Here is a 12,394-nt window from a genome sequence, read left to right as displayed (position 1 = left end):
GGGAAACAGAGAAAAGTCATAATGTCCGGAGGATGATGAGATGTCCAACATGAAAGTGGAGATTTGCGGAATCGATACTTCGAAACTTCCGCTCCTGTCCCATGAAGACATGCGAGAAACATTCAAGCGGATGCAGTCGGGTGATCAGTCGGCCAAAGATGAGCTGGTCATCTGCAATCTTCGGCTCGTCCTGAGTATTGTTCAGCGGTTCGCCTATAGGGGGGAGCAGGCGGATGACCTGTTCCAGGTGGGCTGCATCGGTCTCTTGAAATCCATCGATAATTTCGACCTTAAGCATAATGTCCGTTTTTCCACTTACGCTGTGCCGATGATCATCGGGGAGATCCGCAGACATCTGCGGGACCATCATGCGGTCCGGGTGTCACGTTCGCTGCGTGATATCGCTTACAAAGCGATGAAGGCGAAGGAGCAGTTTGTCCATGAGCAGCTAAGAGAGCCAACCCTGGACGATCTGTCGAAGCTGACCGGCATCACTTCAGAGGATATCCTGTTCGCTCTGGATGCCATTCAGGATCCTCTGTCCCTGCATGAGCCGATCCACCATGACGGAGGGGATCCTGTAACAATGATGGACCAGCTGCAGGACACGCTTGTCAGTGAGGATCGCTGGCTGACGTATGTCTCGGTCAAGGATACAGTCGGTAAAATGGATGCCCGCCAGCAGAAAATCCTGTCCAAGCGTTTTTATTACGGCGAGACACAGACGGAGATCGCGAGGGAACTCGGCATTTCACAGGCGCAGATTTCCAGGCTCGAAAAACATGCCATCGGAATTATCCGGGAAACGCTCGACCAGGAAAAAGACAGGAAAAAGTGAAATGCAATTGCCTGCTTCCGTTCAGTATGGACGGAAGCGGGCTATTTTTTCGTATTAAATGCATGGATAAGCATTCTTTCCCGGGAAATTTGCATCCGTAACCTGTAATCTACTTAGCGGGGAACGCAGGCTCTTTTCAGTGACTGTTGAGCATAAGCTATACGGGAGGGGTCCGTCTTGAAATTTTCCGATTTGCAGAAAAAGGAGTTCATTGAAGCCGGAAGGGGCCGTCAGCTCGGCTTTGCAGTTGATGCCACGATTTCGACGGAAGACGGGACAATCGAATATTTCCACGTGGGCGGGATGGAAAAGATCCGCCTGTTCGGAAATGGGGAGGCGCCGGTGAAAGTTCCGCTCCGCCGTGTGATGGTCATCGGAAAGGATGTCGTCCTCGTCGATGATGCCGCCAAGGAATAGGAATGGGAAGTCATTGAAAAAGCGTTCCCGCCTTGTTACAATGAATTCAGCAACGTAGAGAAAAGTGGGAATTGAATTGTCGACTGTAGCAGAACGTTTGAACGATATTCAGCAGCAGATAAACGAGGCGTGCAGGCGTGCCGGACGCAGCCCGGAAGAAGTTACCATTGTAGCCGTGACTAAATCGGTAGGTCCTGAGCGTGCCCGGGAAGTGATCAATGCGGGAATCAGGGAGCTGGGTGAGAACCGGAACGAAGGTCTCGATCAGAAGCATTCCGCAATCGGTTCCGATGCCCGATGGCATTTTATCGGCTCCCTTCAGAGCCGCAAAGTCAGGGACATCATTGGGCGGATCGACTTTCTGCATTCACTGGACCGCGGCAGCCTGGCAAAGGAGATCCAGAAACGGGCAGAACAGCCTGTGGACTGCTTTGTCCAGGTTAATGTTTCGGGCGAAGCATCCAAATCGGGTGTAGCTCCGGAAGCAACGGCTGATTTTATCAGAATGCTCGGCGCATATGACAAAATCCGGATCGTCGGACTGATGACGATGGCGCCGAATACGGATGATGAGGAAGTTATCCGGCGCACATTTCGCGGACTCCGCGAACTGCGCGATGAGATTTCTTCTCTCGGCCTGCCGAATGCGCCCTGCACCGAACTATCAATGGGCATGTCAAACGATTTCGGCATAGCGGTCGAAGAAGGGGCGACATTCGTCCGGATCGGCACCGCCATTGTCGGCTATGAAAGCGGGGAACGCTCATGAGCTTCAAGGACAAGTTCAAGAACTTCTTCTATCTTGAAGAGGAGGAAGAGGAAATGCAGGAAAAAAGACAGCCGGCTCCCGCACAACAGCCGCGACCGGAGCCGCCGCGCCAGGCGGACCAGGATTGGCGCCAGAAAGAACGACGAAAGCCGGCTCCGGCACGTCCGCAGGAAGGCGCGAACGTGGTGAGCCTGCAAAGCATCAAGAAGTCATCCAAGATGATCCTTTCAGAACCCCGCGTCTACGCGGAAGCACAGGACATTGCGGAGCACCTGAAGAATAAGCGTACGGTTGTCGTGAATCTCCAGCGGATCGACCATGGGTCGGGTACGCGCATCATCGACTTTCTGAGCGGCACTGTTTATGCTCTTGGAGGGGACATTACACGGATCGGGCATGACATTTTCCTGTGTGTACCGGAGAATGTGGAATTGTCCGGAGAGATCTCCGAGTTTCTGTACGATGAATTTGAATGATGGGATGAGATAAAGTCATATGTGGGCATTGTTTAATCTACTGGCCAACGCAGCACAGATCTATTCGATCCTGCTGGTCATTTACGTTCTGATGTCATGGGTGCCGAGCACGAGGGAGACATCCATCGGCCGGCTCCTCGCCAAAATCTGCGAACCTTACCTGGACATTTTCAGGAAGATCATCCCGCCGATCGGCATGATCGATATTTCTCCGATCGTTGCCCTGATTGCACTGAATCTGATTGTCCGAGGTCTCTACACCGTGTTCGGTATGATCGCGTGACCGCTGCGAAAGTCCTCGTTTCGGACGATTCCGGCAAGTCTGCAGCCTCCCTGCATCCCCTCCCGCACAGCGGCTGGGATATGGGGAGGCTTTTTAAAACGGCCTGATTCTGCACGCCATGAAAAAGTCAACAAGATGCCAATTCAACAGGAAGGACGGAGTCGGAGAATGGAAGGGATGTTACAGCATTTCAGAAAAGATGAGCAGCCATTCATCGAACGGGTGAACGGATGGGTGACTGAAGTGGAGGATCGCTACACGCCAAAGCTGACCGGTTTCCTTGATCCGAGACAGCGGTATATCGTTCGGGCAATTGCAGGTTCAGGAGACTTCGTTCTCTCAGAGTTTGGGGGGCTCCCGGGGGCGGAGCGGCAGCGCATGATTATCGCCCCTTCCTATTACGAGGCTCAGCCCGGGGACGAGGAGATCTCTGTGATGGAAATCCGATACCCCTCCAAGTTCATCGAAATCGGCCATCGCGATGTGCTCGGGTCCCTTACCGGCCTCGGCATAGACCGGGCCAGGTTCGGAGATATCCGGACAGGGGACGGCGTGGTCCAATTTGCTGCCGATGCCTCCCTGACCGACTACCTCATCGCGAATCTGCAGGCTGTCGGGAAAGCAAAGGTGCGCATTGCCGAAGTCCGGTCCCAGGAAGAGTTTCTACCCCTTGCAGAGCAGTATCAGGAGGAATCGCTTACGGTTTCATCCCTCCGGCTGGACACGGTCATCGCGGGAGCCCTGAACCTGTCCAGGCAGAAATCGGCAATGCTCATCCAATCCGGCAAGGTGAAAGTCAATCATGCCGTCCGTGAGTCTGTTTCATACGAATTGTCCGATTCGGACCTGCTTTCCGTACGGGGGCACGGCCGGATCCGGATTGAGGAAATCGGCGGCCGCACAAAAAAAGAGCGCATCCGCCTGGTCATCGGCAAGTTGATATAAGTCCGCTCCCTGCCGCATATCGGCAGGATGCCCGTGTGACCGCCAAAAATTTCGGATTTGCCGTGTCAGGGAAGCCGGCTACATGTATAATAGGTCACAACGGAGTTTGAAAAAGGGGAGATGCAACACAATGGCATTGACACCGCTTGATATACATAACAAGGAATTCGGACGCTCGTTCCGGGGATTTGATGAAGACGAGGTCAATGAGTTCCTTGAACAGATCATGAAAGATTACGAATCTGTTCTCCAGAAAAACAAACACCTGGAAGAACAGCTCAACATGACGACCGAAAGGGTCACGCACTTCACCACGATCGAAAACACGCTCCAGTCTTCCATCCTGATCGCACAGGAAGCGGCGGAAGAAGTTCGCCGCAACTCCCAGAAGGAAGCGAAGCTGATCGTCAAGGAAGCGGAAAAGAATGCCGACCGGATTGTCAATGACGCACTGTCAAAGGCCCGCCGGATCGCTGTGGAAATCGAAGAGCTGAAAAAGCAGTCCAAGGTTTTCCGCAACCGGTTCCGCATGCTTGCCGAGGCGCAGCTTGAGATGATCAACACCGACGACTGGGAGCTGCTGATGGATTATGAAGTCGACACTTCCGAACTGGAAAAGATGGAAGCGGAGGCAGGGCAGGAGTAAGCTGCCTTGACCGCCGTCCCGCGATTCTTTATAATGACGTCAAGTGAAATGCAACTATCCGAATTAAAAGGCGAAGACGGAGACAGTAGGGGCAGCGGATGCCAAAGCGAGCCGGGGGCGGTGGGAGCCCGGTGCGGAAGCCGCCTCCGAAAATCGCTCCGGAGCCGGACTGCGGAATCAGAGTACGCAGTCCCGTTACACCGCGTTATGGTGTCCGAGAGGCGGTGCGCACGCGTGCCGCAATGAGGGTGGTATCGCGGGCCGAGGCTCCGTCCCTTTTTAGGGACGGGGCTTTTTTTATTTTGGATGGCCGCCTGCTTCTGCAGGCTTCAATAAGAGGAGGAATTAGGATGGATTACAAGAGCACACTGCTCATGCCGAAGACGGAATTCCCGATGCGCGGCAACCTGCCGAAAAATGAACCGAAGATGCAGGAAAAATGGGAAGAGATGGACATCTATCAAAAAGTCCAGGATCGCACAAAGGGCCGTCCGTTTTTTGTGCTTCATGACGGGCCACCGTATGCTAACGGCGACCTCCACATGGGCCATGCACTCAATAAGGTGCTGAAGGACATCATCGTCCGGCACCGTTCCATGACCGGCTACCACGCCCCTTATGTGCCCGGCTGGGATACTCACGGCTTGCCTATCGAGCAGGCGCTGGTCAACAAGGGTGTTAACCGGAAAGAAATGTCGGTTGCCGAGTTCCGTGAACTCTGCGAAGCTTATGCGCTCGAGCAGATCGACCGGCAGCGTTCACAGTTCAAGCGGATCGGTGTCCGCGGCGACTGGGAAAACCCATACATCACCCTGAAGCCTGAGTTCGAGGCACGCCAGATTGGCGTCTTTGGCGATATGGCGAAAAAAGGCTACATCTACAAGGGGAAAAAGCCTGTTTACTGGTCGCCTTCGAGTGAATCTGCACTTGCCGAAGCGGAAATCGAATACAAGGACAAAAAGTCTCCTTCCATCTATGTCTCCTTCCCTGTCAAAGACGGCAAGGGGGTTCTGGAAGCGGATGTGAACTTCCTGATCTGGACGACAACTCCGTGGACCATCCCTGCCAACCTGGGGATCTCCGTACATCCGGACTTTGACTACTCTGTCGTCTCAGCGGACGGCAAAAAATATATCCTGGCAAAGGATCTGCTGGAAGACGTATCTTCCAAGGTCGGATGGGAACAAGTCGAGACGCTGCGTGAGCTGAAGGGCCGCGAGCTTGAGCATCTCACTGCCGAACATCCTCTTTACGGCAGGGATTCCCTGATCATGCTGGGCGATCACGTGACGATCGACGCCGGTACCGGTTGTGTCCATACGGCACCGGGCCACGGGGAAGACGATTTCCGCGTCGGACGCACAAACGGTCTCGACGTTCTGTGCCCTGTGGATGACCGCGGCTTCATGACCGATGAGGCGCCGGGCTTTGAAGGCATCTTCTATGACAATGCCAACAAGCCGATCACTGAAGCGCTTAGCGAAAAAGGAGCCCTTGTGCATCTCGAGTTCATCACACACTCGTACCCGCACGATTGGCGTTCCAAAAAGCCGGTCATCTTCCGTGCCACTTCGCAGTGGTTTGCATCGATTGATAAGTTCCGGGAAGAATTGCTTCAGGCAATCCGTGACACATCGTTCACGCCTGCATGGGGAGAAACCCGCCTCTTCAACATGGTCCGTGACCGCGGTGACTGGTGCATCTCCAGGCAACGCGCTTGGGGAGTTCCGATCCCGGTATTCTACGCGGAAAACGGAGAGTCCATCATCACCGATGAAACGATCACCCATGTCCAGAAGCTGTTCCGCGAGCACGGATCGAATGTCTGGTTTGAGCGTGAAGCCGCAGACCTGCTTCCGGAAGGCTTCACGCATCCGGGCAGCCCGAACGGCCAGTTCACGAAAGAGACGGACATCATGGATGTCTGGTTCGACTCCGGGTCGACTCATCAGGGCGTCCTCGTCGAACGCGACGATCTTGTTTATCCGGCCGACCTGTACCTTGAAGGGTCTGACCAGTACCGCGGCTGGTTTAACTCGTCCCTGACGACTTCCGTTGCCGTGAACGGCCATGCGCCATACAAAGGCATCCTCAGCCACGGATTCACGCTTGATGGCGAGGGACGCAAAATGAGCAAGTCGCTCGGCAACGTCATCGTCCCTGCCAAGGTCATGGACCAGATGGGCGCAGACATCCTCCGGCTGTGGGTATCGTCTGCAGACTATACGGCGGATGTCCACGTTTCCGATGCAATCTTCAAGCAGGTTTCCGAAGTGTACCGGAAGATCCGGAATACACTGCGCTTCCTGCACGGAAACCTGTCGGACTTTGACCCTGCGAAGGACCGTGTCGCTTCGGAAGACCTCCGTCCGGTCGACAAATACATGGATCTAAAGCTCCAACGCCTGATCCGTACAGTCCGTGAGGCATACGACCGGTACGAGTTCATGACGGTTTACACTTCCGTCAACAACTTTGTCACGGTCGATCTGAGCTCGTTCTACCTGGACATCGCAAAAGACGTTGTCTACATCGAGTCGGCGGAACATCCGCACCGCCGCGCGATGCAGACAGTCATGTATGACACACTGACTGCACTTCTCAAGCTGATGTCTCCGATCATCCCGCACACAGCAGATGAGATGTGGGCCTACCTCGGGCACGAGGAAGCGGAAAGCGTCCAGCTCACCGACATGCCGGATGCACGCGAGGAATCCGATGAGGACTTCGCGCTTATGGCACGCTTCTCTGAACTGATGGAGGTCCGCGATGATGTCCTGAAGGCGCTCGAGGAAGCACGGAATGGAAAAGTCATCGGCAAATCGCTCGAAGCGGCTGTGACCGTCTTTGTACCGGAAGACCTGAAGGTACTCCTGACTTCTGATGACATCGACTTCGCGCAGTTCTTTATCGTCTCCGGTTTCCGCATCGGCGGTAATCTGGAACATTCCCCGGCGGATGCAACGGGCTCCCGTGTACGCGTCGTCGTGGAAAAAGCAGAAGGCGAGAAATGTGCACGCTGCTGGTCGGTGCCCGGCACTGTAGGGGAAAATCCCGAACACCCTGAACTCTGCGCACGCTGTGCCGATGTTGTCGTCAACCATTACGAAGCGTAAGTAAGCCATAACAGAAGAAATATCGGACCCGGAAGCAATGTGCCCGGGTCCGATTTCTTTTTTTGATCCTTGGGGTGGATGGTTACCCGCTTAAGCCGAGTGGTTACCTACGGCTTTCCCTCCAATCATTACCGGTGGTTTGAGACATCTCGAGTGAGTTTTTCTGTATTGCAGACCGTCCTTACTCCATATGAGGAGCCGTTACTCCAATTGGGTCGTCCATACTCCAAACGGGGAGCCGTTACTCCAATTGAGCCGGCCTTACTCCAAATGGAACAGACAAGGGCGATAGACGAACCCCCGACGATGTGGCGCTGCACGACACCTGCAGGGAAAAAACATATCTCAAGCATTTCCCCTGAACCCTTCATCTCGGACGCATCGCTGGGGCAACGTATGGTAAAATAAACAGGATTCAATCGGATGGAGGAAAAGACGTGCTATTCTATTACGCCATCGCGGCGGCCCTCGTCATCATTGACCAATGGACGAAATGGCTGGTCGTGAAACATATGGAAGTCGGGGAACGGATCGCCGTACTGGAGCCGTATCTTGCCATTTTGTCGCACCGTAACCGCGGAGCGGCTTGGGGCATGCTCCAGGGTCAGATGTGGCTGTTTTATATCGTGACGGTGGTCGTTGTAGCCGGAATCCTGTATTATTTCCACAAATACGGAAAAGAAGGCGGTGCCGGCTTCAGGGTGAGCCTCATGATGCTGCTCGGCGGCGCTCTGGGCAACTTTATCGATCGTGTGAGGATGGGTGAGGTCGTCGACTTTGCCGATGTACTGATCCCTGTCATCAATTACGATTTCCCGATTTTCAACGTGGCAGATGCCGCACTGACCATCGGGGTCATCCTGCTGATTGTGCATATGCTTCTTGAGGAAATCAGAGAAAAGCGAAAGAAAAAGGTGTCCGAATGAAAAAAAAGATTATTGAAATCACGCCGGAACACGGCGGAAGCCGCATCGACAAAGCCTTGTCCGAATTTGATCCGGAATGGACGCGCTCCAAGGTCCAATCCTGGGTCAAAGAGGGGATGATCCTCGTCGGCGGCAAAACCGTAAAGCCGAACTACCAGCTGAAAGAGGGCGACCGGGTCGAAGTATCCGAGCCTGAACCGGAGCTGCTCGAAGTCGTGCCGGAGGACCTCGGCCTCGATATCGTCCATGAAGACGGGGACGTGCTGGTCGTCAACAAGCCCCGCGGCATGGTCGTCCATCCTGCAGCAGGCCATGCAACAGGAACACTTGTCAACGGGCTGATGCATCATTGCACCGACTTGTCGGGCATCAATGGCGTGCTCAGGCCGGGCATCGTGCATCGGATTGATAAGGACACTACGGGCCTCCTTGCAGTAGCCAAGAATGACCGGGCCCATGCATCCCTTGCCGAACAGCTTTCCCAAAAGACCGTGACGCGGAAATATACCGCACTGGTGCACGGAAATATTGAGCACGATGAAGGCACCATCGATGCCCCGATCGGACGTGACCCAAAAGACCGCCAGCGGATGACTGTCATCGACGGCGGGCGGGAGGCAGTCACCCATTTTACCGTTACCGAGCGGTTCGGGGACTTCACACTTGTTGAGTGCCGCCTCGAAACCGGACGGACGCATCAGATCCGTGTTCATATGCGCTATATCGGCCACCCGCTTGCGGGGGATCCGAAATACGGCCCGAAAAAGACGCTTTCCTTCGGCGGACAGGTGCTTCATGCGGGCATCCTCGGGTTCACCCATCCCGGGACAGGGGAATACATGGAATTCGAAGCGCCGCTTCCGGATGACTTCACGGAGCTTCTCGTGAATTTGCGCAAACGGGATTGACACTTGCCGGGGGCAGGTGTATAGTTACTCAGACGAATCAAATATTGAACCTTTAAGTCGGTCCAGAGAGGCCGGGAAGGTTGTACGGGAATCCGGGGACCCATGCCGAGTGCATGGCTCTGCGGATAAATTCTGCACATCTACCCTCCTGCCTTTCCGGCTGGAGGGTATTTCTTTTGGAGAAATAAGGAGGGAATCCGTTGGGAGAAACAGTGAATCTGCTGGATGACAAGGCGATTGGCCGGGCTGTCACCCGGATCGCCCATGAAATCATCGAGCGCAACAAAGGCATCGACAATTGTATTCTGGTCGGCATCAAAACAAGGGGTGTTGATCTGGCAGGGAGGCTGGCGGACAAGATCGAGGCGATCGAAGGGGCGGCAATCGACATGGGGGAGCTTGATATCACCCTCTACCGGGATGATATCGGCAAGACAAAACAAATGGACGCGCCACTCGTGCAGCAGATCGATATCGATCAGGACCTGACGGGAAGAAAAGTCATCCTGATCGATGACGTCCTGTACACGGGAAGAACTGTTCGCGCGGCGATGGATGCTCTAATGGACACGGGCCGCCCGGCAAGCATCCAGCTTGCAGTGCTGGTCGACAGGGGGCACCGGGAGCTTCCGATCCGGCCCGACTACGTAGGAAAAAATATACCGACCTCAAAAGGTGAGCGGGTTACTGTCCTTCTAAAGGAGACGGACGGAACTGACAGCGTAACGCTCGAAAAACGGTAATAGCAAAACCCCCACAGAATGGAGAGCAAGGACATGGCAAACGCAGTACTCGACATCCAAGACAGACCTTCCAATGGGAAACTGGTGACTTTAAGCCTTCAGCATATGTTTGCAATGTTCGGGGCAACGATCCTCGTCCCGCAGCTGGTTGGTCTGAGCCCTGCAATCGCGCTTTTGACAAGCGGGATCGCGACAATTGTGTTTATCCTCGTGACCGGATTCAAGGTCCCGGCATACCTCGGCTCTTCATTCGCCTTCATCATCCCGATCCAGGTTGCGACACAGGCCGGAGGCATCGGAAGCGCAATGATCGGAAGCCTATTCGTCTCACTGGTCTATGCGCTTGTCTCACTGCTGATCTGGAAGACGGGTCACCGCTGGGTCATGCGCCTCCTTCCTCCGATTGTCGTCGGACCGGTCATCATGGTGATCGGGCTGGCACTCGCGCCGACGGCAGTCGGCATGGCGAGCACGATCAGTGTGGACGGGGAAAGCACCTACAGCTTCCTGCACTTCTCTGCTGCAATCGTGACACTTGCGGCAGCGGTGATCTGCATCATCTTCTTTAAAGGCCTCGTAAGCCTCATGCCGGTCCTGATCGGAATCGTTACCGGATACCTCTATTCGGCAGCAATCGGAATCATCGACTTTTCCCCTGTGTCGAAGGCTGAGTGGTTCGCTCTTCCGGATTTTATCGTCCTGGGCGTCCACTATGACTTCCAGGTTACGGGCACGCTGCTTGCCGTCATGGTGCCGATCGCGATCGTGACGATCTCTGAGCATATCGGGCATCAGCTCGTGCTCGGACGAATCACAGACCGGAACTTCATCAAGGACCCGGGCCTGCACCGCTCACTTCTCGGAGACGGGCTCGGCACGTTCCTGAGCGGCCTGGTCGGCGGCCCGCCGAAGACAACATACGGCGAGAACATCGGAGTCCTGGCGCTGACAAGGGTATTCAGCATCCATGTCATATTCGGCGCGGCGGTTCTGGCGATCCTGTTCTCATTCCTCGGCAAGCTCATGGCGCTGATCGCGACGATCCCGCAGGCTGTGCTTGGTGGAATCTCGATCCTGCTGTTCGGGATCATCGCCTCCTCGGGGCTGCGAATGCTCGTCGAGCACGGCATCAATTTCGACAAACAGCGGAACCTTGTGATCGCCTCTGTCATTCTCGTAACGGGGATCGGCGGCGCGGCAATTGAAATCAGTGAAACATTTAAAATCGAAGGAATGGCGCTTGCCGCCATCCTCGGCGTCCTGCTTAACCTGCTGCTGCCCGGGAAGCCGGAAGGCAACGAAGCGGGAGAAATCGAATAACCGCCTTTTAAACATATCCGGGAGGTATGGAAAGGCCCTTTAGCCTAGGACGGGACCCGTGTATCCGCCGAAGCTCAAAGAGCCTTTCCGAAAAACCGGAAAGGCTTTTTTACATAAGGAGGACTGTCAACATGGACCATCTGTTATCGGTGAAACAGCTCGGGCCCGATGGAATCAGCCGCATCCTCGACAGGGCGGCCGACTTAAAAGGCGGGGCAGTGCCGGAGACCGGCCGGATCCGTTACGTCAGCAACCTGTTCTTCGAACCGAGCACGCGCACCAAGACCAGCTTCGAGATGGCGGAGCGGCGGCTCGGACTGGAAGTGATCCCGTTTGAATCCGGGTTCTCCAGCACGCTGAAAGGGGAGAGCCTCTACGATACGGTGAAGACCCTGGAGGCTGTCGGACTGGACGCGCTGGTCGTCAGGCACCCGGAAAACCGGTTCTACGAACAGCTGGAAGGGACGTCGGTGTCCATCATCAATGCCGGTGACGGTTCGGGCCAGCACCCTACACAGACGCTGCTCGACCTGTTCACGATGAGGGAAGAGTTCGGCACACTGGAAGGGCTGAAAGTCACTATCGCCGGCGACGTCTCGCATAGCCGGGTCGCAAAATCCTGCCGGGACGCGCTCGGAATGTTCGGCGCTGAGGTACGGATCCTCTGCCCGCCGGAATGGCAGGGTGATTTTGACGCAGTGGGGGACTGGGATGACGTCCTTCCTGACAGTGACGTCGTGATGCTGCTGCGTGTCCAGCATGAACGGCATGGAGGGGCAGGCAGCTTTTCTGCCGAAGGCTATCACCGTCGCTACGGGCTGACTTCCGCCCGCGCGGTGCGCATGAAGAAGGGCGCCATCATCATGCATCCGGCGCCGGTCAACCGCGGCGTGGAGATTGCGGACGAACTGGTGGAACACAGCCGGTCAAGGATATTCCGGCAAGTGGAGAACGGGGTCTATGTAAGGATGGCAGTACTCGAATCGATATTGAAGGGGAGAGATTGA

The 12,394-nt window shown here is 55.2% G+C and carries 13 protein-coding genes and 1 other annotated feature; all 13 genes read left to right on the top strand.

From position 1 onward, the window contains the following. Positions 1-40: 40 nt before the first annotated feature. The 13 genes from sigG to BMX91_RS01290 all read left to right on the top strand — a co-directional run bounded on the left by sigG (position 41) and on the right by BMX91_RS01290 (position 12,394). Positions 41-838: an RNA polymerase sporulation sigma factor SigG gene (gene sigG / locus BMX91_RS01350; RefSeq protein WP_092049083.1), complete on the top strand. Its 798-nt coding sequence runs from the start codon at positions 41-43 to the stop codon at positions 836-838. A gap of 177 nt (positions 839-1,015) precedes the next feature. Then, positions 1,016-1,255, top strand: coding sequence for a PRC-barrel domain-containing protein (locus tag BMX91_RS01345; RefSeq protein ID WP_092049081.1), 240 nt, complete (start codon positions 1,016-1,018; stop codon positions 1,253-1,255). Between the two features lie 76 nt (positions 1,256-1,331). Continuing rightward, positions 1,332-2,024, top strand: a complete 693-nt coding sequence (locus tag BMX91_RS01340) for a YggS family pyridoxal phosphate-dependent enzyme (protein ID WP_092049079.1) — start codon at positions 1,332-1,334, stop codon at positions 2,022-2,024. Then, positions 2,021-2,500, top strand: a complete 480-nt coding sequence (locus tag BMX91_RS01335; protein WP_092049076.1) for a cell division protein SepF — start codon at positions 2,021-2,023, stop codon at positions 2,498-2,500. Before BMX91_RS01340 ends, BMX91_RS01335 begins: the two co-directional genes overlap by 4 nt. Before the next feature lie 19 nt (positions 2,501-2,519). After that, positions 2,520-2,783 (top strand): YggT family protein, encoded by a 264-nt coding sequence (locus BMX91_RS01330; RefSeq protein ID WP_092049073.1) that lies wholly within the window; start codon positions 2,520-2,522, stop codon positions 2,781-2,783. Positions 2,784-2,951: 168 nt separating this feature from the next. After that, positions 2,952-3,728, top strand: a complete 777-nt coding sequence (locus BMX91_RS01325) for a YlmH family RNA-binding protein (RefSeq protein WP_092049071.1) — start codon at positions 2,952-2,954, stop codon at positions 3,726-3,728. A 130-nt stretch (positions 3,729-3,858) separates the two neighbouring features. Next, positions 3,859-4,374 carry a DivIVA domain-containing protein gene (locus BMX91_RS01320; RefSeq protein WP_092049068.1) on the top strand — a complete coding sequence of 172 codons (516 nt, stop codon included), beginning with the start codon at positions 3,859-3,861 and terminating at the stop codon, positions 4,372-4,374. Between the two features lie 64 nt (positions 4,375-4,438). Next, positions 4,439-4,654: a binding site (T-box leader), on the top strand. A gap of 70 nt (positions 4,655-4,724) precedes the next feature. Next, a complete protein-coding gene (gene ileS / locus BMX91_RS01315) occupies positions 4,725-7,490 on the top strand; it encodes an isoleucine--tRNA ligase (protein WP_092049066.1) in 2,766 nt (921 codons plus the stop codon). A gap of 437 nt (positions 7,491-7,927) precedes the next feature. After that, entirely contained in the window at positions 7,928-8,416 is a 489-nt protein-coding gene (gene lspA, locus BMX91_RS01310) for a signal peptidase II (RefSeq protein WP_092049064.1), read from the top strand. After that, complete coding sequence (locus BMX91_RS01305; protein WP_092049062.1) at positions 8,413-9,324, top strand: RluA family pseudouridine synthase; 912 nt, start codon at positions 8,413-8,415, stop codon at positions 9,322-9,324. The genes lspA and BMX91_RS01305 overlap by 4 nt, the downstream gene beginning before the upstream one ends. A 200-nt stretch (positions 9,325-9,524) precedes the next feature. After that, positions 9,525-10,067, top strand: coding sequence for a bifunctional pyr operon transcriptional regulator/uracil phosphoribosyltransferase PyrR (gene pyrR / locus BMX91_RS01300; RefSeq protein ID WP_092049060.1), 543 nt, complete (start codon positions 9,525-9,527; stop codon positions 10,065-10,067). Between the two features lie 33 nt (positions 10,068-10,100). Further along, positions 10,101-11,387, top strand: coding sequence for a uracil-xanthine permease family protein (locus BMX91_RS01295; protein WP_092049058.1), 1,287 nt, complete (start codon positions 10,101-10,103; stop codon positions 11,385-11,387). A gap of 131 nt (positions 11,388-11,518) precedes the next feature. Beyond that, positions 11,519-12,394 carry an aspartate carbamoyltransferase catalytic subunit gene (locus BMX91_RS01290; RefSeq protein WP_092049055.1) on the top strand — a complete coding sequence of 292 codons (876 nt, stop codon included), beginning with the start codon at positions 11,519-11,521 and terminating at the stop codon, positions 12,392-12,394.

Source organism: Bhargavaea ginsengi (genome assembly GCF_900109165.1).
Classification (GTDB): domain Bacteria; phylum Bacillota; class Bacilli; order Bacillales_A; family Planococcaceae; genus Bhargavaea; species Bhargavaea ginsengi.
This window is presented reverse-complemented; position numbering and strand designations above follow the sequence as displayed.